Here is a 25,211-nt window from a genome sequence, read left to right as displayed (position 1 = left end):
AAAACAAAAACATATAAATGATATGAAGAAATACTCAAAACTCATCATCGCAGCTATTGTTGCCTTGGTATTCATCGGAACCTTCGTGTTCCTCTATCAGAAATCGCTGCCCAAGGAGGTGCAGTATAGTGAATATACTCCGAAGGTGGAGGATATCCTCAAAACGACCGTCATCACGGGCAAGATAGAACCGCGCAACGAGGTGAACATCAAACCGCAGATCAGCGGCATCATCACCGAGATATGCAAGGAGGCTGGCGACTATGTGCAGGCTGGCGAAGTCATTGCCAAGGTGAAGGTCATCCCCGACATGGGACAGCTCAGTTCGGCGGAGAGCCGGGTGCGCCTGGCTACCCTCAATATGCGACAGGCTGAGGTCGATTACAATCGCGAGAAGAATCTCTACGACCAGAAACTTGTCTCGGCTGACGAATACGACAAGGTGCGACAGCAGATGAAGCAGGCCGCCGAAGAGGCGAAGGCTGCACAGGATGCCCTTGAGGTGGTGCGCGACGGTGTGTCGAAGTCTAATGCCAACGCTTCATCCACCCTCATCCGATCTACCATCAGCGGTGTCATCCTCGACATCCCCGTCAAGGTGGGCAACTCCGTCATCCTCAGCAACACCTTCAACGACGGTACCACCATTGCATCGGTGGCAAACATGAACGACCTCATCTTCCGTGGCAATATCGACGAGACCGAGGTGGGACGCCTCGTGGCGGGCATGCCCATGAAGATCACCATCGGTGCCATGCAAGACCTGAAGTTTGACGCCAGTCTGGAATATATCTCTCCGAAAGCTATAGAAAACAACGGTGCCAACCAGTTTGAGGTGAAGGCTGCCGTCCATGCTGTTGAGGGCGGCAAGGTGCGGTCGGGCTATAGTGCCAATGCCGAGATTGTCCTGGCAAAGGCGTCAAAGGTCATCGCCGTACCGGAGAGTGCCATCGAGTTCAGTGGCGACTCTACCTTCGTCTATCTCGTCCGCGGTACTGCCGACAAGAAGACCTATACCCGACAGGCTGTGGTCACCGGACTGAGCGACGGCGTGAATATCGAGATTAAGAAGGGACTCTCCCTCAAAGACAGGGTGCGCGGTCCGCAGATCATTGCCGATGATAACAAGGAGGAATAAGCGTATGAAACACCAGATCATTTCTCGCACAGCTCTCATGGCAGCAGCCCTGCTGACTGCTGCCGCCATGCCGGCGCAGACTCCGTCACAGCGCCAGTGGACGCTCCGCGAATGTGCCGACTATGCCGTGGCACACAATATCAGCATCCGTCAGCAGCGCAACCAGTGCAGCCAACAGGCGGTACAGCTCCATACGGCGAAGCACCGCCGCTTGCCCGATCTCTATGCGTCGGCAAGCGAATCGTTCTCCTTCGGTCGCGGACTGACCATGGAGAATACCTATGCCGACCGCAATACCAGCAGCACCTCGCTGGCGCTCTCCGCCTCCGTGCCGCTGTTTACGGGGTTTGAAATCCCCAACACCGTCAAACTCCGACAACTCAACCTCGAAGCTGCCACACAGGATTTGGAGAAAGCCCGAAACGATATCCGCATGCAGGTGGCTCAGGCATACGTGCAGATCCTCTACAACATGGAGATTGCCGATGTGGCTCAACGCCAGGTGACTATCGACTCCATGCAGGTGGCGCGCCTCCAGTCGTTTGTCGATCACGGCAAGGCGAGCATCGCACAGCTCTCCCAACAGCAGGCCACCCTCGGACAGGCGCTTTCCACGGCTACCCAGGCAGCTGGCAACGTCCGACTGGCGCTGCTCGACCTCTCCCAACTGCTCGAACTCCCTTCGCCTGACGGTTTCCAGATTGTGCGCCCGGCGACAACGGCGATTGCTGCCATTCCCGCCAGTCCCGAAGTGGTGTTTGCCGAGGCTGTTGCTCTCAAGCCGGAGGTTCAGGCAGAACAGCTGCGGCTCCATGCCTCCGACCGCAGCATCCGCATTGCGCAGGCAGGCTATTACCCCACGCTGTCGCTCAACGGCGGACTGCAGACCAATTACTACAAGACGAGCGGATTGGCTGCCGACGGGTTTGGCAAACAGTTGAAAAACAATTTCGCTCAGTATATCGGAATCAGTCTCAGCATCCCCATCTTCAACCGCTTCACCACGCGCAACAGCGTGAGGATGGCACGTCTCGACCGCGACAACCAAGCCCTCCAACTCGACCTCGTGAAGAAGCGCCTCTATAAGGAGATCCAACAGGTGTATTACAATGCCGTGGCAGCACAGGCCAAATACGAGAGTAGCCTGCTGGCGTGCCAGTCGGGCAGCGAGGCTTTCACCCTTACCCGGGCGAAATACGAGAACGGCAAAGCCACCGTCACCGAGTTCAACGAGGCCAAGAGCCAGCTCCTCAAGGCAGAGAGCGACCTGGTGCAGGCGCGCTACGAGTACCTCTACCAGACAGCCCTCCTCGATTTCTACCGTGGCAAGCCCCTGCAGTTTTGAGGGTGCATCAGCCCCTCCGTCATCAACCCCTTTTTATTATCTATTATGGAATACATGTCACAAGAAGGCTTCGACAAGATAGCCAACGAACTCCACAACCTTGAAACCACAGAACTCTCCCGTGTGCGCGACGCCATTGCAGAAGCGCGCGACAAGGGAGACCTCAGCGAGAACTTCGAGTACCATGCCGCCAAGCGCGAGCAAGGGCGCCTGTTGGGGCGCATTCGTTTCCTGCAGCGCGTGCTGGAGAATGCACGCGTCATCGACCCTGCCCTGCTCAAGACCGACAGCGTAGGACTGTTGAGCCGTGTTGCCATCACCAATATCGGCAACAACCGCTCCATGACCTATACCGTAGTGAGCCCCCACGAGGCCAATATGGCAGAGGGCAAAATCTCTATCAAATCGCCCATCGCACAGGCGCTCCTCAACCATCGGGCTGGCGATGAGGTCACGGTGCGCGTGCCTGCCGGCACAGTGCGCCTCCGCATTGACAGTGTCGAGTTAGGGTAGGGTGCGCGTGTCGTAAAAAAAAACAAAAGCAGGGGCGCATCGCGCGTCCCTGCTTTTCGAGTATGTGTAAGGTCAATAATTGTCAAGAAATATAGCAATTCACTGAGAAATCTCAAACTAACTGTGCTTGCCCAGCCGTTGGTCTATCACGCAATCCACTCCGATAAGACTGCCGGAGAATATCAGACACTGTGCCACAAACCACAATACCGACTCGCTGATCTCGCCCGTAGGCGGAGTGAAGAATCCCATGAAGGCAAACACGATGGCTGTGATGATGCAGAGCAATGATGCCGTCTGCTTATAACGGATACTCTTCATGATAAGAATCTGCGGTTAAGCAGTGCCCCTCTCGCCTCAGGGGAGCGAGGCACTGCGGTTAGGTTCAGCCCTCCAGTCCGCCACCGCCACTTGGGTTACCGCCAGTTGACGAGCTACCGCTGCCACCGTTTGAACCCGGGTTGCTGTCGGTCACCTTTCCAGGGATGGGCAGGAGTCCCTCCTTGTTGGCCTCCTTGATACCCATGCACTCGTAGGCGTAGCGGTCTGCGCGAGTCGTTGAGGAGTTGTTAAACTTACCGCCGAGCTTCTTGCCGCTGAAGGGGAGGAAGCGGAGGTTCACACCGGCAATCTGTGCCACATCAAACTTGGATGGGTCATCGACCGCCTTCTTGCCGTCGTTGCGGATGGAGTTGTAGAACGTTCCGAGTTCGCCCAGCTTCACCTTGTAGCCCTGCGCCAGCAGTTCGTTGATGCAGTCAACCATTTTGGTCATCACTCCGACCACCACGTCGCGGGTATAGACTGATCCGTGGTCTGAGATGTGGGCTGCCAGCTCGTCAAGGTTCACGGTGCCCTGCGAAACGGGTTTTGCGTAATACTTGGCGTAGGCAGTACTCTTGGTGTTCATGCACTTCTGCAGGCAGTAGCGAATAGTAGTTAGTGTACTCATAATAGAAACGAATTTAGTTAAACAGAAGAAAATTATCGCCTGCAAAGGTACGGGTATGCTTTGGCGAAATGTCAGTTAATGTCACTTATTGTCACTTATGCCGTGTTAAAAGAACTTAAAGTCGGGCGCTGCGCCTCGCTTCTTTTGCCCCATTGCGGCAAAGGCAGTAACTTTGCGTAAAAATAAAATCATCTGATTATCATGCCTACACTACGTCCTTACACCTCCATGAGCCGCACCCGTCTGGCACAGCTCTACTGCCCCGACGTCACCCCTCGCCATGCCTGGCGCACGCTGAAAGCATGGATGGATCGCTGCCGTCCGCTCCTCGCCCGCCTCCGCTCGCTCGGCTACGACGGCCGTCAGCGCATCCTCTCGCCTGCCATGGTAGCCGCCATTGCGGAGTATCTCGGAGAGCCTTAAACCAACGAACGTCAATCGACGAAGGCGATTGGCGTTTTCTCCTTCGACGATTGGCGTTATCGCCACCGCCGAACGGCATACCTCGCGCGCGCCCCTGTTTACTGCCGATTCGGGCAGTTGCCCGAAAACGGTTACGATTTGAAACCCTTGTTGCATGTGGATAGAAACTTTAACAGAAGTGTTAATGTCATTTAACGTTTTTTTGTTAACGCAAAGGTTCGTACCTTTGCAGCCGAAGTTCAGCCTCACGGATACAGCGGTATTCGGTCAAGTTACATACGGTGTAATCCTTTCCTCCGCCCCGATTTTAGGAAGACATCTGAGGTGTGCCACAAGGGAACAATTTTGTATTGTTTTTTTGTATAATATTTTCAACAATAAACACTCAAGCGCAGCAACCCCGAATGAATTTCGTAGTTTGCTGCGCTTGATGGTATGTGACAGTGCCCGACGGTGGGCGATTATTTCTTTTGGCGGTTGGCGCGCTGCTCACGGTATTTTGCCTTCTGGCGCGCTGAACCGCTGCCATGGGCGCCGGTGATATACTTCTTCTTCTTAGCCTTGGTCTTTACTTTGCCGTCGTCGGCTTTCGGACTGCCGCCCTTTTTGAAGCTGATGCCTCGCTCAAGGATCTGAGAGAAATCGTCGTCGTTCATGTTCATAGGGCAATGGGCTGTTTAGTGGTGGAACAGGCGAACGCCAGTGAACGCCATGGCAATGGAGTATTTGTCGCAGGTCATGATGACATGGTCGTCGCGAACGGAACCGCCAGCCTGGGCGATATACTCTACGCCGCTCTTGTGGGCGCGCTCGATATTGTCGCCGAAGGGGAAGAAGGCGTCGGAACCTAACGCCACGCGGGTGTTCTGAGCAATCCAGGCTTTCTTCTCTTCAAGAGTCAGCACTTCGGGCTGACGGGTGAAGAACTGCTGCCAGGCGCCGTCGCGCAATACGTCGTCGTGCTCGTCTTCTGAGAGATAGACGTCGATGGTGTTGTCGCGGTCGGCACGGCGGATGCCCTCCTTGAAGGGGAGCGCCATGACTTTGGGATGCTGGCGCAGCCACCAGATGTCAGCCTTGTTGCCAGCCAGACGGGTGCAGTGGATGCGGCTCTGCTGACCGGCTCCGATGCCGATGGCCTGTCCGTCTTTCACGTAGCATACGGAGTTGCTCTGGGTGTATTTCAGCGTGATGAGGGCGATGATGAGGTCGCGCTTGGCTTCGGCAGTGAAGGTCTTGTTTTGCGTGGGGATGTTTTCAAAGAGTGCGGGGTCGTCGAGCTTGATCTCGTTGCGGCCCTGCTCGAAGGTGATGCCAAACACCTGTTTGCGCTCGATGGGTTCGGGCACGTAGCTGGGGTCTATCTTGATGACATTATAGGTGCCCTTGCGCTTGGCCTTGAGAATCTCGATGGCTTCGGGGGTGAAGTCGGGGGCGATGACACCGTCGCTGACTTCGCGCTTCAGCAGGGTGGCGGTGACAGCGTCGCAGGTGTCGGACAGCGCCACGAAGTCGCCATAGGACGACATGCGGTCGGCACCGCGGGCACGGGCATAGGCGCAAGCCACGGGCGACTCGTCGAGTCCGGCAATGTCGTCAACGAAATAGATCTTTTTGAGCGTGTCGCTCAGAGGGAGACCTACTGCAGCGCCAGCAGGAGATACGTGCTTGAAGGAAGCGGCTGCCGGCAGACCGGTGGCTGCCTTGAGTTCTCTGACAAGTTGCCAGGCGTTGAAGGCATCCAGAAAATTGATGTAGCCAGGGCGGCCGTTGATAACCTCAATAGGGAGTTCGCCCTCGGTCATGAAGATGCGCGAAGGCTTTTGGTTCGGATTACATCCGTACTTGAGTTGTAGTTCTTTCATTGTTGTGTAGTGTGTATATTCCTTGTTTCCGGCCACAAAGTTACTAAAAATGTGGCAGAAAGTTGCATCTTACGGCGTCTTTTAGCGTGGGAGGTCTGCTTACTTGTTTTCGAGCAAGATGGCTTTGGCCTCGGCATTATTCATGCCCGGCATGGTTTCGCCTACATGGGCGCCGATATAGGTGGGGTCGCAAACGGTGAATTTCTCGCCCTGGAGCATGATGCAATCGCCCTTGACATCATCGGTGAACTGTACTGCCATGGCTAAATGGCCGGGGTAGTGGATGAGGACGCAGCGCAAGCCGAGCAGATCGCGCACCATGCGCGAGAGCAGGATGGAACGGTCTTCGCAGTCGCAGTAGGGGTAGTAGAGGGTTTCTTCGGGGAAGAAGGCGCGGTCGCAGCCCCACACCTTGTCGTCGTACTCATAGACGAAGGCAGTCTGGACGAAGTTTAACAGGCGCTCCATGGCTTCGAGTTGGCTGAGTCCTGCTATCTTTTCTTTCATCGCCGCCATGAAGGTCTGGCTGATGGCTTTGGGCATCGGCATGTTGGCATACATCGCCCAGAGGGTCTGCTGATTCTCGTTGATCATCGACGGGGGATAGCTGGCGTAGAAGGAGAGCGCTTTCTTGTTGACGGTGGCTTCGACGAGTACCTTGGGGAAGGCTGCCGATTTCAGGCTTCGTGGCGCCGAGGCTTCGTAGTCGAAGCGCTGTTCTTGGGGCAGGAGCATGGAGAGGGGTTGCTCCTGTGGGAAGGGAACTTCGCAGATGTAGAGTTTCTCAGCGTTGCCGCCGTAGGGATAGTAGTAGCAGTCTCCGATGGTATAATAGGACCGGTTGAAGAGCACGTGTTTGCTGCCGAAGAGCATGAAGAGGCGGTTGTCGGCAATGCCCATGCGCATCTTGTAGCCACTCTGACAGTAGAGATACGCCATGAGCAGGGTGGCTTCGTTGCTCTTGCCCAGACAGGCCTGTGAGGCGCTGTCGAGCAGGTGGAGGTATGCCCAGTCGCTGAACTGATGGTCGCGACGGAGTTGGAGACAGTCGTGGAGCGTGTTGTTGTAGGCTGGCGTGGCGAGCCTGACCCACAGGTCGGCAATGGCATCCTTGTTGACAGCAGGCAGGCGGAAGCGCTCCTCGTCGCCGAAGCGGATGCGGCACTGGGTGCCGAAGACGGTGAAATCGACATACTGTGTCGCGTCGCCCTTGGGTTGCTCTTCGATGGGTTCGATGGGTTCGGGCTGCGGTTCTGCCTTAGGGATGGTGACCACCACGGGCTTGATGGGCAGCACGCGGTCTTCCCGGGGTCGCGGCTGCGGCTTATCCTCCTGTGGCTTGATGACGGGCGGCACGTCTTTCTCCTTGGGTTGCGGGATGGGTGCATCGGCATCAAACTGCTTCCAGGCTTCGCGCAGGAAATTGGCATAAGCCTCGTTGATCTGGTTGCGGAAGTTTTCAAAGTCCTGTTGCATCGACTGGTTGAAATCGTCGAAGTTGGCGTTGAGGTCGCCCATGAAATCATCGAACGACTCATCGGCATCGTTCTCCTGCGTACTTTCAGCCTCCTTGACTTTCTGCTCGCGCGTCACGGTGGCAGGGTCGCTCGACCGCTTCTGGGCTATCTGCTGCTTGCCCTGTGCCTTCTTCTTCAGAAAGTTGATATACTGCTGGGTGAGCTGGATGGTGGATTTCTTGCCGTTGGAGGTGCTCTTCTGAGCATTTTGCGCCGTGGCGGCAAGGGTGATCAGGGCAAGTGCAACCAGTAGGGTGGTGATTCTTTGAGTCATCATATCGCATTATTTTGAGTTGTATGCCTCAATACTTTCTTTGATGATGCCCTCGGCCAATACCAGGAAGGCTATGGCGGAGAATGCCCATCCGAAGTTGAGACTGAAATTGTATTTGCAGAAAAGGATGAAGCCGAGCCATACCCATACTGCCATCCAGAGGAACATGAGATAGCTGCGGAAGAAGGTGGCAGAGAGCAGGAAGCGCCAGAAGCGATTGCCGATGCGGCTGACACGATTCTTATAGAAGGAGAATATCGTCTCGGTGAAGAAGACGAGGAGGAAGGCTATGATCCACTGCTGCCATCCGCTGGCACTCTTCACTTCTGTTTGGTTGATGAGGGTGTCGATGGCATAACCCAACAGTTCCACTCCGGCAATCTTGCCGAGGGGAGTGTAGTGCATGTCGTACTCGTCTTTCATGGCGCCGAAGAGCACCACCTTGCCGCGGATCAAATCGCCGCTCTTGCTCACATCTTCGGGATTGATCACGCGATAGTGGCGGGGCGAGAAATTGATGTTCAGGTCTTTGTCGAGGGGCTTGTAGATTTCTTTTCCCTGATAGGTGTTGACCACCTTGGTGATGAACGAGGGCTGGAGCTTGCCCTGATAGCGGCGCCCAAGACTGAGTTGGCGCTTCAGTCCTCCGTAGAGGTTGCGCTGCATATTGGTGAAGCCCTCCATGACGGGAACGGCTTCGGCAAAGAAGGAGTGGACCGATTCGGCATAACCGATGCTGTCGTTCTGATAGTCGAGCAGTTTGTAGGAATAGACGATGTTGTCGTATTTGGCAGCTGTCTCAAAGATCATGGCATCGCCCAAAGTGTCTTCCTTCAGTCCTTCAAACACCACATCGACGCCTACCACGCGGGGTTTCTGCTTGCCGATGGCATCGAGTGTGGCTGCTATCTCACGGCGGCTGTAAAGGTCGGACATATCGACAATGACAATGTCGGGACTGTCTTCGAGGATGTCACCATCCTGGAGGATGTGGTAATAGACGTCGGTCATCTCGAAGTCGGTTACCACCTGGGCTATGGGATTGAATACCGTAAGGTTGAACGCAAAGAGGGCGAACAGACCTGCAACGGCAAAGGACAGAATGGTGACGATGAGGTTGCGTATCATAAAGCGTGGTGTCAGTTTTGAGTTGTAGTATTTGCAAAATTAAACATTATATTTCAGATGCACAACCCTTGTTGACCATTTTTTTGTTGATGTAAAGATGTTAACGGCTGATTTTTACGGAATGAACGATATTCTTTACCGAATGACACATTTTGGGGGATGTTTCGTTTGGTCGTCAGAAACATTTCTTGTAATTTTGCAGCCGTTATGGAGAAAAAGAGACATGCGCTTCGAAAACTGCTGGAGGCAGTGGAGAAGGAGTTGGTGAAGAAGCCCAACCGTAAGACGCTTGACCGACTGGCGCTCCTGGCAGGATTCCAGGACTGGCAGTCGTTTCAAGATGCACTTCATGGGGATGATGATGGGACTTCCAACTATGAGGACTAAAAAAGAGAGAGACACCGTTGCCTGATGGCAGGATGTCTCTCTCCTTATCTTTCTTTTGTCGCAAAGTCTTATTTTGCGATAGCGGTACGCTTCTCCTTGATGCGTGCTGCCTTACCAGTGAGCTTGCGCAGATAGTAAAGCTTAGCGCGGCGAACCTTACCAACCTTGTTCACTTCAATGCTGTCGATATTGGGCGACTCGATAGGGAAGATACGCTCTACACCTACAGTGCCAGACATCTTGCGAACAGTGAAACGCTTTTTGTCACCATGACCGTTGATCTTGATTACAACACCACGGTAGAGCTGGATGCGCTCCTTTGAACCCTCGATAATTTTGTAAGCGACAGTGATCGTGTCACCAGCCTTGAACTCTGGAAACTTCTTGCCGGTTGCAAATGCTTCTTCAGCAACTTTAATTAAATCCATTTTGTTTTTTAAATTAAATTTGTTGTATCGTTCCTACGCAACATAACAGGCAACTCGTTACTTCCTGCCAGCGATTACGTGGAAAGCGACTGCAAAGTTACGGCTTTTTCACGACACTTGCAATTTTTAGTTCTTCTTTTTTGCTAATTATCCGATTTTTCGTACTTTTGCAGGAAAGACAGATTCGTTATGAAGAAAATTTTAATTACTTTTGCAGCTGCCACAATCATGGTGTCTGCATGCCATACTGGCTATCAGGTGGCATCGGTAGAAAGACAGCGTATCTTAGTGGATGCTCGCTATGATGTGCATCCTGACAAAAAAGCTGTGGGGTTTCTGGCTCCCTATAAACAGACGGTGGATAGCGTGATGGGACCTGTCGTGGGACGTTCTTCCCACTATATGACGGCGCAGCGTCCAGAGGGTGACCTCTCTAATCTGCTGGCTGACATCCTGGTGTGGGCAGGCGAGAGCTATGGTGAGCAACCTGTATTTGCCGTATATAATATGGGTGGTGTGAGAGCTGCGTTGCCTAAAGGGGAAGTGACTTACGGTGATGTCCTCGATGTGGCACCCTTTGAAAACAAAATTGCGTTTGCCACGTTGTCGGGCGCTGATGTGTTGCAACTCTTCAGAGAGATTGCCCGAGTGGGCGGTGAGGGATTGAGCCATTCTGTGCGGTTGGTTATCAGCAGAAAGGGCGAACTGCTCGATGCCACCATCAATGGCGAACCCATAGATCTGGCTAAGGACTATCGCATCACCACTATCGACTACCTCCTCGGCGGTACGGATAATATGACGGCGTTTAAGAAGTGTCGCAATATCAATTCGCCACAGAATGCGGAAAACAATTCGCGGTTTGTGATTATGAACTATTTCCGCGAACAGACACGACTCGGACGTGAAGTGGATGCTAAGATTGAAGGCCGTGTGACGGTAAAAGACTAACCCGTAAAAAAGATGAATATCATGGATAAGAAAGATATGCTATATAATAAGGTGATGATGCTGGTGGCTGTGATGCTTCCTGTCTGCCTGTGCTTTGCTGTGCCCACAGAGACAATGGCAAAGAAACCTAAGAAACTTGTCATTCTGCATACCAACGATACCCATTCCACCATTCTGCCCGTCAGCGAGCACTTGCCCGATACGATGAAGGCGGGACGTGGCGGCTTTGTGAGACGTGTGGTTATGATCAAAGAAGAGCGTAAGCGCAATCCAGACCTCCTCTATTTCGATAGTGGAGACTTCTGTCAGGGGTCGGCATACTATACCATGTTTAAGGGGGATGTGGAAATCGGTCTGATGAATCTCATGGGACTGGATGCCGTTACGATAGGCAACCATGAGTTTGATTTCGGACTGGAGAATATGGCACGACTGTTTCGTATGGCGAACTTCCCTATCGTGTGTGCCAATTACGACTTCACCGGTACGGTTTGTGAAGATGTGGTGAAACCCTATGTCGTTCTTCATCGCAACGGACTGAAAATTGGGGTGTTCGGACTGTCACCGAAGATGAAGGGGCTTGTGGCTGACAAAAACTGTGAAGGGGTGAAATATCTCGACCCTATAGCAACAGCACGCAAAACAGCTGAGGTGCTGAAGAAGAAAGAAAAGTGTGATGTGGTGATTTGCGTGTCACACATGGGATGGGCTGACGGAAAGGAATATGATGCCAACGTGATACAAGGGTCACGCTATATAGACCTCGTACTGGGGGGACACACCCATACCTATATGAAACATTTGGAATATGTCAAGGACCTTGACGGACATGACGTGCCTGTAGATCAGAATGGTAAACATGCCATCTACGTGGGACGCATTGTGATGAATCTGAAGTAATCGGGCTGGCAGAGATATTGACCCGGTGACGACGGATTCTATTCAAAATAGAAGGTGAGCACCACCATCTTTGTCTGCGCGCTGCTGACACTGCCGGCGAAAGCCTGCTTGTTGGCATCGCGCAGACGGTCTTTATGCCCTCGGTCAAGACTATTGCCCAAACCATAACAGAACTTGAGTTCGGGAATCCACTTGAAGTAGGGTAAGTAGAAATCACAGCCCAAGCCCACTTCGATCATGGTGGTGAAGCGCTTCAAACGGATATAGTCGCTCGAAGGACTCGTCAGATTCACCATCGGACTGATGCCGGCGGTAAGGTAGGGACGATAGTTGTTCCAACGCTGGGCACTGAACTTGAGGCTTACAGGCACTGCCAGATACGTGTTTTTCAAGTCTTGCGTATATGGGTGGGGATGCCCTTCTGCATCGGTATCCTTCAGATCATGGAATGTGATGTGGTTGGAACCGAAGTGGAGGGCAGGAGATAAACGGAGCGACAAATGCTCGTGTAAGCGCCAATCGGCAAGTACACCGACGGTGAAACCGGTATTCCATCGGTCAGCATCAGTCACGATGAGACGCTCGTGGGGTGTTCCGTCCTCGCTCATGATGGTTTGAAGCCCCACGTTATCCATCTCGATGTCTTGCAGGTGGGTGCCTACCAGTATGCCGAAATGCAATGGGCGCTGATCGATATAGGGTTTGTTCTGCACTCTACGCTGCTGGGCTAATCCTGTAAGCGTTGTGGTCAGAAATATCGTCAGTAGTATCGTGATTCTTGTCTTCATATTCACAATAACGCTCATTATTAGTGATTTATTGTATTCTCCATGTTTTTTCTTTCCCTATCGCCATGTCGTGATCATTTGTTTTGGGCTTTCTACAATACAAAAAAAACTAAAAAACAATCATCAAAATTAGGTAGTTTCGAAAATAATATATACCTTTGCATCATCAACATTTAGTATTTACATTTAACTAAACAAATATTAAGATTATGGCATACGTAATTGGTGATGACTGTATCGCATGCGGTACATGTATCGATGAGTGTCCCGTAGGAGCTATCTCTGAGGGCGACAAGTATTCAATTGACCCAGATGCTTGCACCGAGTGTGGAACTTGCGCTGGTGTTTGTCCTTCAGAGGCTATCAGCCTGCCTGCATAAGACAATACAAGTCAATAAAGAAATAAGACCCTTCATTTTTTTTGAAGGGTTTTTTTATTTCATCACATTCAGAAAACTAACCTTTCAAAGACTATGAATATTGAAACGGTGAGAGACTATTGTCTGTCACTTCCGCTTGTCACAGAAGACTTCCCTTTTGATGACCAGACGCTTGCGTTTCGTATCATGGACAGAATATTTGCGTGCATGGATATGGAACGTCCTGAGTGGGTAACTATGAAATGTAATCCAGACCGTGCACTTGAACTACGAGAAGAATACGTTGAGATTGAAGGGGCATGGCATTGGAACAAAAAATACTGGAACCAAGTCAATCTCTATGGCCACCTTGACGATGAGTTGATACGGTCGCTCATACGACATAGTTATCGTGAAGTGGTGAGAAAACTCAAAAAGGCTGAACGGCTTGAACACCCCGAAATTACAGACGTTTGTTGAGGTGCTTTCGTCCCTTTTATACCAAATAAAACAGATTATTCGCCTACGACTCTATCCTAAACCGGCCGTTTATTACATGCATGACAGTATTATATGTCCAATGACCGATTTGCGTTTATAAAAGTCCAACAATCCCTCTATCTTTGCTCGACAGTAGCTTTCGTGTTAGACCATGGCAGACTCTTACAGCCAAGTCAGTCGTTTCCATAACTCTTCTAAAGGTCCTCGGCTATGATGCCTGAACCAATATTGACAGAATAAATATTGAACGATGACCATAACGATGCCGATAAGTGCTGCATAAGTGGTTCCTACTTTGTGGTAGTATCCAAATCCATAACCACAGAAAATAATGGTACCTATAATGGATTGCAGCAAATAGTTGGTCAGGCTCATGCGACCAAACAGACAGAGATGATGCATTACGCGTTGAAATCTTGGATATGCATACCAGAGGGTGACTATGGTAGAGACGATGCTTGACAGGATAACGAGATTGTAGATAGGAGATAGCCATTTTTCCAATGAACCAAACGGTGTCAGACTCATCAACACAGTAATCCCAACGGAAACAATCAGCACCTGATACCAATAATACAGGTGTTGACCTTCGTTGTAGAACAACCGATGTCTGCCCAACTGCATGCCGAGGATGAATAGGCAGAGTATTTGTGTCAACCGGCCTGTATAGACGAAAAAGAATACGTCGGTAGGGAAACCCAACTTCAAATTGATGAGCGTATTGTGCCAAAAACTGCCATATTGGTGTACTTCACTCATTGTCCCAAACATCTCCCAAAGGTGAGTAGGGTCTATTTCATATCCTGACAATAGGCACATGAGTTCTATCGGTTGAAGCGCTAGGAAGATAATGATAGTCCATACCCAGCGCGATGATAGATGGCTGATGGGGATGAGTAATAAGCCAATGAGTGCATAAATGATGAGAATGTCACCATCATAGAAGGCTACATTGACGATGCCAAAACAGAGTAGGAGGGACATACGCCACGAGAAACGCCAGTCGAACGACTGATGCTTTTGTTGCTGGTTGTCGTTCATGATGAAGAAACTCAAACCGAAAAGCATGGCAAAGATACCATACATCTTACCAGATAGTAGCCATGCCAATGTGTCGGCAACCTGTTGGTCGATTGGCAATGTGTTTGAAATGGGCTGTGACGTGAAGATGTTGAAATGCTCCACAGCATGATAGATGATAATACCTGCCACGGCTATTCCGCGTAAGGCGTCAGCCACGTCAATACGGGTATTGGGTATTCCTTTTGTCTTGTACATAACGATGTGTATTGTTGATGGTGCAAAAGTAGGCATAAAAAGTGAATTGCACAATAGCTCGCTCGTCTTATTCCGTTAGATGAAAACTTTTTCAGATATACCGCATCTTAGTAATTGATGTTATCAAACTAATGATATTCATAATTTAAATTTTCTTGTGATACCCTATGCATAACGGCGTGCTATTTGCACTACGTCTTCTATCATAAATAGTTGGAATGTCTCGAAAAAAAGGAAGAACCATCTTGCGATTGGCCCTTCCTCCCAGTTTAGTCCTTGAAAAATTGGGGTTGCTTATTTAACACCAAGTACTTGTTTGGCAATATCGTTTTCTGGATCGATTTTCAACAGCTTGTGTGCAAATTCTGTTGCTTTTGCCTTATCGTCCTTAGCTACATAGTAGTAAGAGATCATATAGCGATATGCCTCGATCAGACGGGCATTGTCTGCCTTGTCTTTTGTCTCTTTAGGTGCAATCATCTCTTCCAACTTCTGATAGAAGGGAAGTGCGAGACCCAGCTTCTGGTCGGGGTCTTGATATGAGTTTACACGTGCACGCATGAACGTTGCATATTCGATGGCATTCTCATAGCGGTTCTGCAAGTCTTCATATGCTACATCAGCGTTCTTCAGTTCTTCTTTCTGAGCATCACCTTCCAAGGTTCCTGCTTTCTGGGTGTGAAGCTGACCGAGTTTTGCCAAATCGTTGGCTGTTGGTTTCTCTAAAGTTGCAATGTACTCCTTGTGGTATTTGATGGCGTTGTCGAAGTCATCTTTGTTGAGATATGCCTCGGTAATCTGTTCAATGATACCAGCACGCTTATCCTTGTTGTCCATGTCGGGCTGGGCAAGCGCCTTCTCGTACATCTCAATGGCTTTGTCACTCTGCTTAGCACCGTTGTAGGCATTGCCATAGTAAGTGTAGTCGAAGTAAGAGAACTTTGCTGAGTCTGACTGGTTGAAGAGGGCGTCTGCATATTTCAGAGCCTGATCATATTCCTTAAGGTCTGTACTGTTGAAGAATGCCAGACGGTTGAAAGCAGCGCTACGTGGCTTGCGGGTCAGACCATATTGAGCAATCTCAAGACTCTTCTGATTCTGCTGTTTGAAGAATGCAGACATGGCATAGTCGCTCAAGTCGCTATCCTCCATCTTCGTCATATCCGCCTTATTGTAGTATTCAAGAGCCTTCTCGAAATCGTTGGCGAGATAGTAGATACGACCTGCAATAGCATCAACAGCTACATCAGGACGCTGTGCGCGGAGCTCCTCAAGTACGCTGATTGCCTCAGAGGGACTGATCTTGCGATATACGTTGGCATACTTGAAATAAGCCTCAGGGTTCTTAGGATCAGCATAGCGAGCCTGTGTGTAGTAAGAGGCTGCTTCACCACCATTGTCACCCAATGCCTGAATATCACCCAGCATGATGAATGCCTCCGCATTCTTGTTCTTGCTGGCTGCGAGAGTGTAGTTAGCAAAAGTCCGAGCATTAGCTGTATCCTTGGCTGCATAGAATGCCTTGGCGAAAGCCAACAGGTTGGCAACGTTCTTTTTGTTCTTCTTATAGTAGTTCTTCATCTGCTTGTCGAAGTCGGCAGGTTTGCTACTAATCATCTGTTTTACTGCAGCTACGTCGGCTGCGGTGCCATCCTGGGCGTTGGCCTGTGTGCTGAATCCTATCATCAGCGCACCCATCATTAGGTATTTAATTGTCTTCATAATCTCTTTTTTTATTATGTTAGTTAGACATAAATTTGTTTCTTCTCGTTATTTCACTATCACACTACGTGTTGTCATGTTGCCATAAGCAGGCAGAATTGACGAGTGGTAGATGATAAGCTGACCCTTGGGCGATGCGATATAATTGCTGAAACCGAAAGGCAGACCGCGATAGGAATCATTCAGCAAGCAATATATGGTACGTATCAATGGATAGCTGTCATCATAGATGTAGTATTGATAGGGCTTGTAGCTATTTTCTGGGGTGGCTGTCTCCATACGGCTGACAGACATCACACGGATATTCTTCTTAAAGGTGACGTTGGTCGTGTCACGTTTGTCGTTCAACCAGTTTGAACCGATGATGCCAATGGCATTCTTGGTGCTTTCCACATAGTTGATGACTTCGGCAGATTTCTCTACAGCCTGAATATTAGGACTGTTGATGGGCTTGCCTCCCAATATGGAATCCTGACAATAGCGAACGGTGCTGGATTTCGGATGGTCGAATACCACTTCTATATCGCCTTGCTTCGAACCAGGATAGATATCACTCCACTTCTTGGCTTCACCACGGAGTATGCGGGCTATATCCTTGACGGTGATACAGGTGTCGGGATTGGATCTGTTGATGATTAGTGCCAAACCATCGTAAGCAATGGGAGCAGACTTCATCGACTTGTATCCTAAGTTTTTGAGTGTGTTAAACTCGTTTTTGGTGTATTGACGAGAGGTAATGGCGAGAAATATCTTTTCTTCCATCAGCATTTTTACGGCATCTTGCTCATTTGTATAGATGGCAGTAAGCTTGGCTTTAGGATGGTCGTTGTTGAACATCTCTACCTCTTCATCGATAATGGGTGCGAAACTATTATCAGAGGCGAAACTAATCGCCCCTGATGATATAGTATCTGCACGAAATTTTTTCGGCTTGCTGTCTTTGCAGGCAGCAAGTCCGAAAATAATTAGTGCTAATCCAACGAAAATGTTGAATGTGTTTCTTCTCATATTACTGAAGTCTGAAGGTTACAGGAAGGGTGTACTTTACACGTACAGCCGAACCATTCTGCTTACCAGGAATCCAGCGTGGCATGCTCTGCACAACGCGCTTGGCTTCCTTGTCGAGTGAAGAGTCAACTGACTTCACAACTTTCACGTCCGTGATAGAACCGTCGCGCTCAACGATGAACGATACGATTACACGACCCTGAATGCCGTTTTCCTCAGCTACTACTGGATACTTGATGCTCTTGTTCAGATACTCGAACAGGGCAGACTGACCACCAGGGTAAGAAGGCATCTGTTCAACAACGTCGAACACCTTGGCTACTTCTTCCTTTGGAGGCTCTGGCTGTGCGATAACCTCTTTAGCTTTCAGCACCTCACCGGCAGCATCGTCATTACCTTTCACGTCGAAAGAACCGATAGCAGTCTTAGTCTTGTTGAGGTCATCCTGTGACTTCAACTCTTCATCAGGCTTTACTTCGGAGTCCTTCTTGATGACTGGAGGAACGAATTTTACCGAACTCTTTACTTTTTCAACAGGTTTGGCTTCCTCGATCTTCACAGGTGCTTTCTTCTCAACTTTTACCTCTTTCTTGGCAATCTGTGAGAGCTCGACATCTGCTGAAATCTCTTCCTTGCTGTTTGCTTCAATGATGGCGTTGACACCTACGATAAGACCGATGGCAGCAGCCAGGATCACCATGATGATAATTGAATACACGTTACGTGATCCTGTGTTCTTGCGCAGCTTGTAAGCACCGTATTCCTTGTTTCTTCCTTCGAAGACAAGGTCAACCCATCCATTGTCAATCAAATCTATTTTAGACATAGTTTCTTGCTTTTAGATGTTACTTAATGTCATTTACTTGATACCCTTAGCTTTGAGAAGCTTCATGTCGTCGGGGCTAATCTCGTCGATGACGTACTTACCGATACTGCAAATCTGCATCTCATCCAGTGCAGTGACCATGTTCTCGTAGCTTGACGCATCGGTCGGCTTGATAATAATGGTCAGTGTAGGAACTTTCTCGCCATTGAGCAGTTCACCGTTACGAATCTTTGACAACTCATTGTTGTAAGTAGAATCGGGCATTTCTGTCTCCTTCTTCTTCTTGTCCAACTCAAGTTTTGCCAGGCGAATCTTTGCTACAGGAATGATACCTTCCTCTGTACGATGCTCGGTAATGATCTTACGGATACCATCTTTACCCCATGTAGTTTCCTTCATGCAGGTTGGATCGTCATACTTGGGAATACCCTTGATGTAGTAGATTTTGTTGTCGCCACCAAGATAAAAAGTAATGGTGTGTGACTCTTTGGTTGCGTTCTTATCCGCATCGCTGATGTTCTTGTCGTTACTTGGCATGGTCAGCTGCATGGCCTGCGGCTTGCTCAAAGACGTACAGAGCATGAAGAACGTGATAAGAAGCATCATCATGTCCACCATCGGCGTGAAATCGACGCGTACATTGACTTTCTTCTGTTTACTTGCTTTTTGCTTTGCCATTCTTTACTCCTCCGCTTCTTTAAACGATGTAATCAACTGATAACGGTTCTCATCCATAGAGCGCAGTTCTGACATGACTGTCTTAACAACCTTATAAGGTGTCTTTGAGTCTGCATTGATGCAGATCTTCATGTCTTCACCTGCGTCGAGCGCAGTTCTTACCCACAACTGGAATTCACTCATGCCTTTTGTACCGTCACCATTGGCGATACTGTCGGTGGGAATACCTTTGGTGGCCAGTGTCTCAGCCAACTTGCTCTGAGGCAGTGAGAGATACTGTTCCAACTCGTTCATGGGTACACCAAACTGTGTCTCTTCCAAGAACTTCTGCTGAAGGGCAGGGCTGAGGTTTACACCGAACTTGTCGGTCATATCCAACAGCGTTGTCTTCAGATAGTTCACATTGTCCATGCTCATGAACACCTTACCCTGAGGGTTGATGGTGATGTTCAGAACATTGTTCTCTGGAACCTTGACCTTAGCGGCTGACTGTGGTGTGTTGACCTTTACTGGTTCATTCTTCACGAATGTAGATGTCATCATGAAGAACGTCAGCAAAAGCACCATCACGTCAGACATTGGGGTCATGTCTATCCAGACGTCGCTTTTCTTAATTTTTACTTTACCCATAGTGATAAAATTTTAAAGGGTTAGCAAAAATTAAGCCTCTTCTGTGTGGTTTGCTTCGTAAGTCTGAGCAATTGAGTAACCAACCTCGTCGAGGGCGAATGTCAACTTGTCAATCTTGTTGGTGTAGTAGTTGTAAGCTACAACAGCTACCCAAGAGGTCAAAATACCAGATGCGGTATTAACCAGGGCCTCAGAAATACCGAGTGACAGAGCCTGTGAGTCAGCACCACCACCAGCGGCCAGAGCGGCGAATGAACGGATCATACCTACAACGGTTCCGAACAGAGCGGTCAGAGTACCGAGGGTAACGATAGTAGCGATGATAGGCATGTTCATGGTCAGAGTAGGCATCTCCAGCTGAGTAGCCTCTTCGTGAGCCTGCTGGATCTTAGCTACTTTCTGAGCCTTCTTGATACCAGAAACAGCTTCCATCTCCTTGTAAGCACGGAGAGAAGCACCTACTACGTTAGCAACAGAACCGCGCTGCTTGTCGCAGAGCTCCTGAGCCTTTACGAAATCATTAGCGTTAAGAGCAGCCTTGATGTTAGCCACGAACTTAGGGAGTTTGCCCTTACCAAAAGCGGTGTTCAGAGCCAGACCACGCTCGATAGACAGAGCGATTACTGAGAACAGCAGGGTAAGGATCACAGGTACAACGACACCACCTTTGTAGATGGTACCCCACATGTTACCGTCGATAACTTCACCGTTTGCAGGGTTGATGTGATCTGCATTACCGAGGAAGTACTTGAAGAAACATACTGCGAGAACGAAGCAGACAGCGATAATCCAGAATGCTCCTTTTACTCCCTGAAAGCCCTGGCCCTTCTTGGCGGGGGCTGCTTTTTTTGTAGTTGCCATAATTTTGAATGTAATTTTAGTTATTAAATAAAGTTATATATCTTTCTGATTTAGCGTACTTTGCGGTTTCTAGACAGTCGTAAAAAAGCAGTTTTGCCTCTATAACTGAAAGCAAAGATAATCATTTGCGCCGTACAATTGTTATAATTAAGAACTTTTAACTAGTTAATAATTCTTTTTTTTATTTCAGCAGGGCTAATGTCTCCTTGATTCTGCGCATGGCTTCGATGATATTTTCGTCGCTTGTTGCATAGCTCATGCGGAAGCAGTCTGGATCACCGAATGCGTCACCGCCAACGGTTGCCACGTGACCTTTTTCGAGGAGGAAGAGGGCGAGGTCGCTGGAGTTGTTGATGGTGGTGCTTTCGTAACTCTTTCCATAGAAGCTGCTGCATTTGGGGAAGAGATAGAATGCACCTTGCGGTACGTTGACTTCGAGTCCTGGTATGTCTTGCGCGAGCTTGACAATAAGGTTGCGGCGGCGTTCAAAGGCCTGACGCATCTGCTCTACGCATTCCTGACTTTGTGTGTATGCGAACTCTGCTGCTTTCTGACTTACGGAGCATGGACCGCTGGTGTATTGTCCTTGCAACTTGTTGCAACCTTTGACAATCCATTCGGGTGCGGCGATGTAACCGATGCGCCAACCTGTCATAGCGTATGCTTTTGATACTCCGTTGACGATGATGCTGCGCTCTTTCATGCCGGGGAACTGGGCGATGCTCTCGTGGTGTCCTACGTAGTTGATGTGCTCGTAGATTTCGTCTGCTAATACGAAGAGGTCATCGTGACGTTTGATAACTTCTGCAAGTCCTGCAAGTTCTTCCTTGGTATATACGCTACCTGTTGGATTGCTTGGTGAGCAGAGGATGAGCAAGCGTGTCTTGGGGGTGATGGCAGCTTCAAGTTGTTCGGGAGTCATCTTGAAGTTTTGCTCGAATCCAGCTTCTACGATGACAGGTGTGCCTCCTGCCAATTTTACCATCTGCGGATAGCTTACCCAATATGGGGCAGGTATGATGACTTCGTCGCCGGGATTGACAAGTGCCATGACGGTGTTGCAGACGCTCTGCTTGGCACCGTTTGATACAAGTACCTCGTTGACGGTATAGTCAAGTCCGTTTTCGTTTTTGAGTTTTTCTACGATGGCCTTGCGCAAATCAGCGTATCCAGGTACTGGTGAGTATCTGGAGTAATTGTCGTCGATAGCTTTTTTTGCGGCCTCTTTGATGTGGTCCGGTGTGTTGAAGTCAGGTTCTCCGACGCTCATGTTTATAACGTCGATGCCTTGCGCTTTCATCTCTGAGCTCTTCTGCGACATTGCGAGTGTTGCAGAAGGAGCCAACCGTTGGAGTCGGTCTGATAGTTGTGCCATGTTATTTTTGTATAAGTAGAATTGTTTGCAAAATTAGTCAATTATTTCTTTTTTACGAAAGAAATTAGTTGATTTTTACCTTTTTCGTATTAAAATACAATGAATTGGTTATTATTTGAGGTGCAGGGTGTGTCCCATGCGGTTTTTCTTCGTTTCAAGATAATGTCTGTTGAACTTGTTTGGAGTTACTTCAATGGGGACATTTTCAACGATTTCCAGTCCGTAACCTTCAAGACCGACGCGTTTTACGGGGTTGTTGGTGAGCAGTCGCATCTTGCGTACGCCGAGGTGGCGGAGCATCTGTGCGCCACAGCCATAATCTCGCTCGTCGGCTTTGAAGCCAAGGTGTAGGTTGGCATCTACTGTGTCGAGGCCTTCTTCTTGCAGTTTGTAGGCTGCAATCTTGTTCATCAGTCCGATACCGCGACCTTCTTGCTGCATATAGATTACCACGCCTTTGCCTTCTTTTTCAATGGCTTGCATGGCTTTGTGAAGTTGTTCTCCACAGTCGCATCGCATGGAACCGAGGATATCGCCAGTCATGCATGATGAGTGTACGCGTACGAGTACAGGTTCGTCTTCTTTCCATTCGCCTTTGATGAGTGCCATGTGTTCCAGTCCATTGCTGTTTTGGCGGAATGGGATGAGTCGGAAATGTCCGTATTCGGTGGGCATATCTACCTCTTCGCCTACTTCGATGATAGATTCTTTTTGCAGGCGGTAGGCTATCATGTCTTTGATGGTGATAACCTTCAAATCATGCTTTCTGGCAAATGCTATAAGCTCTGGCAGACGAGCCATGGTACCATCGTCGTTCATGATTTCCATGAGTGCTCCGGCGGGATAGAGTCCTGCCATGTGACAAAGGTCGATGGCGGCTTCGGTGTGTCCGCATCTGCGAAGTACTCCGTTGTCTTGTGCATAGAGTGGGTTGACATGTCCGGGGCGTCCAAAAGTCTGTGGTGTGGCGTTGGGGTCGGCTAATGCCTTAATGGTGGCAGCGCGGTCATGTGCAGACACGCCAGTCGAGCATCCTTCGATCTTGTCGATGGTGACGGTGAATGGAGTGCCGAGCAGCGAGGTGTTGTCCTGTACTTGGTGTGGCAGGTCGAGTTCGATGCTACGGCTGATGGTGACAGGTGCGCAGAGTACGCCACGTGCGTATTTCAGCATGAAGTTCACCATTTCTGGAGTGATTTTCTCTGCTGCACAGATGAGGTCGCCCTCGTTCTCGCGGTCTTCATCATCTACAACGATGACGAATTTGCCTTCGCGGAAGTCGTGAATGGCTTCCTCTACGGTATTTACTTTGAGTTTCTCCATATTGTAATTTTCTTTTTATACCTTATTTATATATAAATATTATGTTTCTTATGGTTATTGAATTCCTGTTTTGTCGTGATTGTCTAGGTTTTTTTCAGACTATTATAGTCTGTACCTGTTATTTCGGCTATTCGTTTGACAATGAGTTCGTTGTTTGTTGTGATGGCCGTGAGGTCTTTATACAATCGGAACCTGAACTGGCACATGCGGAGGTAGAATATGATGCCTGTTGGTAAGAATATTCCCGTGATGGCGTTGAGCCATTTGCGCCGGAAGGGCCGAGTGTGTGCATGGGTTGCAACGATGGGGAATCTGTTGAGGTAGGTAATGATGGCACGGTCTCGTGTGTTCATCAAATCTCGTATGATGTTTTCCTGCATTTCGTTGATGCGCTCGATGTTCTGGTCGTTGCCTGGACGGAAAAATACCTTGATAGGGTTGGGTAGGCGCAGCAGCCTGTGTTCGGTGTTATACTGTTGTATTTCGTTGTTGATGTGTAATAACAGCTGTGCATCGTTGATGTAGGATGGATCTTCGATGATGACCTCCTTACTGCTGATGTGTCGTTTGGATCTCAGGCCGAGTATGCGCATGAGAATTGATTTGTAGAGGTCGATATTGAATACTACCGAGTCGTTGTTGGCCTTGTAGGTGAAGAATACTGCGATGGGGGTGAGGATTGCTGTTCCCATGAGTTTTCCGAACCATACTGTCCAGTTGTCGTCACGTGCCATTTTCATTCCTGTGTTCTCGAGTATGAAGTATATGATGAACACGATGACTGATATGATTACCGGTATTCCCAGTCCACCCTTGCGGATGATGGCTCCGAGCGGTGCTCCGATAAAGAAGAATATGAGGCACGATAGTGATAGTGTGATCTTGTTGATGGCTTCTATCTCGTGCAATCTTTCGTTTCGGTTGAGATAAGTAGAATAGTCGGCTTTGAAATCGAGGTCTATTGCTGCCATTTGTGCATTGTCGGCAGCTCGCTTGATGACACTCTGTTTGACGTCAACCGGTAGCTTTGTGAAGGCTGAGTCGAAATTGAGTTGTCCTTTACTGATGTCTGCCATGACTTTGAGAGAGTCTTTCTTGTTGAACGAAGGCAGTCGCAGGTAGTTGTTTTGTGCTTCGTGAAAGACTGCGTGTCCTACCGAATCGTTGAATTCCCTAATGGAGTCTAAGTCGTGGAGTATCTGGCGCATGCCTTTTGAGCGTGCGTCGGTGGCTATGCCTCCTGCGTCAGCCATATTGAAGTCGCCGTCGAAGTCGAGTAGGATGCGCTTCTTGGAGAATGTCTCTCGTCGGTAGGGCACATTGGCAGGGCCGGCAATGTCTTGTTGTCTCATGTTTTCAAACCATTCGCCGCTGTAGAGTGTCAGCAGAATGTGTTTCTTCTCTGCGGTGGATTGCATGGTGCCTGAGTCTGCCAGGATGATGGCATGGTCGTCGTAGCCTCCGTTGATGCGGAATATCATGAGTCCGTAGAGTTTTCCTGTGTTGAGGTCTTTTTTCTGAACGTAGATATTTGAACCGCTTACGCCATCATAGAAGATTCCTTCTGGGATTTCCACTTCGGGGTTTTTCTGCTTCATCGACATGAGCAGTTGTCGGAATGACACGAACGACTCTGGTCCCACTACTTCTTGGAAATAGAACGAAATGCAACTGATGCAGCAGACAATGGCGATGAGTGACCGCATGGACTGTATGAGTGAGATTCCGGCAGCTTTGATGGCGGTAAGTTCTGAGCTCTCACCGAGGTTGCCGAAGGCAATGAGTGAACTTAGAAGAATGGCAAGAGGGAAGGCCTGAGGCATGAGCATCAGTCCCATATACCAGAAAAACTGTGCCAGAATATCGAGCGACAGTCCTTTTCCGATCAGTTCGTCCACGTATCGCCATAAGAACTGCATCATCAGCACGAACTGGCAGATGAAGAAGGTTCCTACGAATAGCAGTCCAAACTGCTTAGCGATAAATATGTCTAATTTCTTAATTCGAAACATTCATGAATGTGCTTTCAGACTGCAAAATT

The 25,211-nt window shown here is 49.3% G+C and carries 27 protein-coding genes; 9 read left to right on the top strand and 18 right to left on the bottom strand.

Annotated elements, in window-relative coordinates; all coding sequences use genetic code 11:
* Positions 1-22 precede the first annotated feature (22 nt).
* From CIK90_RS08350 to greA, 3 genes are read left to right on the top strand one after another with little or no spacing between them, the layout of a single operon-like run.
* Complete coding sequence (locus CIK90_RS08350; protein WP_094391214.1) at positions 23-1,138, top strand: efflux RND transporter periplasmic adaptor subunit; 1,116 nt, start codon at positions 23-25, stop codon at positions 1,136-1,138.
* A 4-nt stretch (positions 1,139-1,142) separates the two neighbouring features.
* Positions 1,143-2,483, top strand: coding sequence for a TolC family protein (locus CIK90_RS08345; RefSeq protein ID WP_254046310.1), 1,341 nt, complete (start codon positions 1,143-1,145; stop codon positions 2,481-2,483).
* A 45-nt stretch (positions 2,484-2,528) separates the two neighbouring features.
* Positions 2,529-2,996: a transcription elongation factor GreA gene (gene greA, locus CIK90_RS08340; RefSeq protein ID WP_094440508.1), complete on the top strand. Its 468-nt coding sequence runs from the start codon at positions 2,529-2,531 to the stop codon at positions 2,994-2,996.
* A gap of 117 nt (positions 2,997-3,113) precedes the next feature.
* Here greA and CIK90_RS08335 read toward each other — a convergent pair whose 3' ends face one another.
* Positions 3,114-3,317 carry a hypothetical protein gene (locus tag CIK90_RS08335; RefSeq protein WP_094390559.1) on the bottom strand — a complete coding sequence of 68 codons (204 nt, stop codon included), beginning with the start codon at positions 3,315-3,317 and terminating at the stop codon, positions 3,114-3,116.
* Between the two features lie 64 nt (positions 3,318-3,381).
* Positions 3,382-3,948 carry an HU family DNA-binding protein gene (locus CIK90_RS08330; protein ID WP_144007246.1) on the bottom strand — a complete coding sequence of 189 codons (567 nt, stop codon included), beginning with the start codon at positions 3,946-3,948 and terminating at the stop codon, positions 3,382-3,384.
* Positions 3,949-4,149: 201 nt separating this feature from the next.
* On the opposite strand from CIK90_RS08330, the gene CIK90_RS08325 reads away from it, so the two are divergent.
* On the top strand, positions 4,150-4,371 hold the full coding sequence (locus CIK90_RS08325; RefSeq protein ID WP_094440571.1) for a DUF4248 domain-containing protein: 222 nt from the start codon (positions 4,150-4,152) through the stop codon (positions 4,369-4,371).
* A gap of 461 nt (positions 4,372-4,832) precedes the next feature.
* Here CIK90_RS08325 and CIK90_RS08320 read toward each other — a convergent pair whose 3' ends face one another.
* The 4 genes from CIK90_RS08320 to CIK90_RS08305 all read right to left on the bottom strand — a co-directional run bounded on the left by CIK90_RS08320 (position 4,833) and on the right by CIK90_RS08305 (position 9,155).
* Positions 4,833-5,033: a hypothetical protein gene (locus CIK90_RS08320; RefSeq protein ID WP_371595992.1), complete on the bottom strand. Its 201-nt coding sequence runs from the start codon at positions 5,031-5,033 to the stop codon at positions 4,833-4,835.
* A 15-nt stretch (positions 5,034-5,048) separates the two neighbouring features.
* Positions 5,049-6,272: a phosphoribosylaminoimidazolecarboxamide formyltransferase gene (locus tag CIK90_RS08315; RefSeq protein WP_256387357.1), complete on the bottom strand. Its 1,224-nt coding sequence runs from the start codon at positions 6,270-6,272 to the stop codon at positions 5,049-5,051.
* Positions 6,273-6,335: 63 nt separating this feature from the next.
* Positions 6,336-8,030: a hypothetical protein gene (locus CIK90_RS08310; RefSeq protein ID WP_094464918.1), complete on the bottom strand. Its 1,695-nt coding sequence runs from the start codon at positions 8,028-8,030 to the stop codon at positions 6,336-6,338.
* Positions 8,031-8,036: 6 nt separating this feature from the next.
* Complete coding sequence (locus CIK90_RS08305) at positions 8,037-9,155, bottom strand: CHASE2 domain-containing protein (RefSeq protein WP_094391221.1); 1,119 nt, start codon at positions 9,153-9,155, stop codon at positions 8,037-8,039.
* Positions 9,156-9,314: 159 nt separating this feature from the next.
* On the opposite strand from CIK90_RS08305, the gene CIK90_RS08300 reads away from it, so the two are divergent.
* Positions 9,315-9,542: a hypothetical protein gene (locus CIK90_RS08300; protein WP_371327193.1), complete on the top strand. Its 228-nt coding sequence runs from the start codon at positions 9,315-9,317 to the stop codon at positions 9,540-9,542.
* 68 nt (positions 9,543-9,610) lie between these two features.
* On the opposite strand, the gene rplS is transcribed toward CIK90_RS08300, so the two are convergent.
* A complete protein-coding gene (gene rplS, locus CIK90_RS08295) occupies positions 9,611-9,970 on the bottom strand; it encodes a 50S ribosomal protein L19 (protein ID WP_094464916.1) in 360 nt (119 codons plus the stop codon).
* A 189-nt stretch (positions 9,971-10,159) separates the two neighbouring features.
* Here rplS and CIK90_RS08290 point away from each other — a divergent pair, with 189 nt between their 5' ends.
* Positions 10,160-10,921: a 5'-nucleotidase C-terminal domain-containing protein gene (locus CIK90_RS08290; RefSeq protein ID WP_094464914.1), complete on the top strand. Its 762-nt coding sequence runs from the start codon at positions 10,160-10,162 to the stop codon at positions 10,919-10,921.
* Between the two features lie 72 nt (positions 10,922-10,993).
* The gene (locus CIK90_RS08285) at positions 10,994-11,821 is read left to right on the top strand and encodes a bifunctional UDP-sugar hydrolase/5'-nucleotidase (RefSeq protein WP_254046311.1); all 828 of its coding nucleotides are present in this window, start codon (positions 10,994-10,996) and stop codon (positions 11,819-11,821) included.
* A 38-nt stretch (positions 11,822-11,859) separates the two neighbouring features.
* On the opposite strand, the gene CIK90_RS08280 is transcribed toward CIK90_RS08285, so the two are convergent.
* A complete protein-coding gene (locus tag CIK90_RS08280; RefSeq protein ID WP_094434502.1) occupies positions 11,860-12,609 on the bottom strand; it encodes a porin family protein in 750 nt (249 codons plus the stop codon).
* 209 nt (positions 12,610-12,818) lie between these two features.
* Between CIK90_RS08280 and CIK90_RS08275 the strand changes: the two genes are divergently transcribed.
* The gene (locus CIK90_RS08275; RefSeq protein WP_094391225.1) at positions 12,819-12,989 is read left to right on the top strand and encodes a 4Fe-4S binding protein; all 171 of its coding nucleotides are present in this window, start codon (positions 12,819-12,821) and stop codon (positions 12,987-12,989) included.
* A 93-nt stretch (positions 12,990-13,082) separates the two neighbouring features.
* On the top strand, positions 13,083-13,448 hold the full coding sequence (locus CIK90_RS08270; protein ID WP_094391226.1) for an MmcQ/YjbR family DNA-binding protein: 366 nt from the start codon (positions 13,083-13,085) through the stop codon (positions 13,446-13,448).
* A 183-nt stretch (positions 13,449-13,631) separates the two neighbouring features.
* Here CIK90_RS08270 and CIK90_RS08265 read toward each other — a convergent pair whose 3' ends face one another.
* The 10 genes from CIK90_RS08265 to CIK90_RS08220 form a co-directional block, all read right to left on the bottom strand.
* Positions 13,632-14,747: a DUF418 domain-containing protein gene (locus tag CIK90_RS08265; RefSeq protein ID WP_094391227.1), complete on the bottom strand. Its 1,116-nt coding sequence runs from the start codon at positions 14,745-14,747 to the stop codon at positions 13,632-13,634.
* 294 nt (positions 14,748-15,041) lie between these two features.
* Positions 15,042-16,469: a lipopolysaccharide assembly protein LapB gene (locus CIK90_RS08260; RefSeq protein WP_094464912.1), complete on the bottom strand. Its 1,428-nt coding sequence runs from the start codon at positions 16,467-16,469 to the stop codon at positions 15,042-15,044.
* Between the two features lie 48 nt (positions 16,470-16,517).
* Positions 16,518-17,477 carry a PstS family phosphate ABC transporter substrate-binding protein gene (locus CIK90_RS08255; RefSeq protein ID WP_094391229.1) on the bottom strand — a complete coding sequence of 320 codons (960 nt, stop codon included), beginning with the start codon at positions 17,475-17,477 and terminating at the stop codon, positions 16,518-16,520.
* Between the two features lies 1 nt (position 17,478).
* Positions 17,479-18,303 carry an energy transducer TonB gene (locus CIK90_RS08250; protein ID WP_094391230.1) on the bottom strand — a complete coding sequence of 275 codons (825 nt, stop codon included), beginning with the start codon at positions 18,301-18,303 and terminating at the stop codon, positions 17,479-17,481.
* Between the two features lie 33 nt (positions 18,304-18,336).
* Positions 18,337-18,981, bottom strand: coding sequence for a biopolymer transporter ExbD (locus tag CIK90_RS08245; protein WP_094391231.1), 645 nt, complete (start codon positions 18,979-18,981; stop codon positions 18,337-18,339).
* 3 nt (positions 18,982-18,984) lie between these two features.
* Positions 18,985-19,611 (bottom strand): biopolymer transporter ExbD, encoded by a 627-nt coding sequence (locus CIK90_RS08240; protein ID WP_094391232.1) that lies wholly within the window; start codon positions 19,609-19,611, stop codon positions 18,985-18,987.
* A 30-nt stretch (positions 19,612-19,641) separates the two neighbouring features.
* The gene (locus CIK90_RS08235; RefSeq protein WP_094391233.1) at positions 19,642-20,472 is read right to left on the bottom strand and encodes a MotA/TolQ/ExbB proton channel family protein; all 831 of its coding nucleotides are present in this window, start codon (positions 20,470-20,472) and stop codon (positions 19,642-19,644) included.
* Between the two features lie 181 nt (positions 20,473-20,653).
* Entirely contained in the window at positions 20,654-21,847 is a 1,194-nt protein-coding gene (locus tag CIK90_RS08230; RefSeq protein ID WP_094391234.1) for a pyridoxal phosphate-dependent aminotransferase, read from the bottom strand.
* 111 nt (positions 21,848-21,958) lie between these two features.
* Positions 21,959-23,170 (bottom strand): bifunctional 3,4-dihydroxy-2-butanone-4-phosphate synthase/GTP cyclohydrolase II, encoded by a 1,212-nt coding sequence (locus tag CIK90_RS08225; RefSeq protein WP_094391235.1) that lies wholly within the window; start codon positions 23,168-23,170, stop codon positions 21,959-21,961.
* An 83-nt stretch (positions 23,171-23,253) separates the two neighbouring features.
* The gene (locus CIK90_RS08220; protein ID WP_094391236.1) at positions 23,254-25,182 is read right to left on the bottom strand and encodes an LptF/LptG family permease; all 1,929 of its coding nucleotides are present in this window, start codon (positions 25,180-25,182) and stop codon (positions 23,254-23,256) included.
* Positions 25,183-25,211 lie beyond the last annotated feature (29 nt).

The organism is Prevotella sp. P5-126 (genome assembly GCF_002251185.1).
Classification (GTDB): Bacteria; Bacteroidota; Bacteroidia; order Bacteroidales; family Bacteroidaceae; genus Prevotella.
The sequence above is the reverse complement of the archived record's forward strand: the minus strand, read 5'-3'. Positions and strand labels throughout refer to the sequence as shown.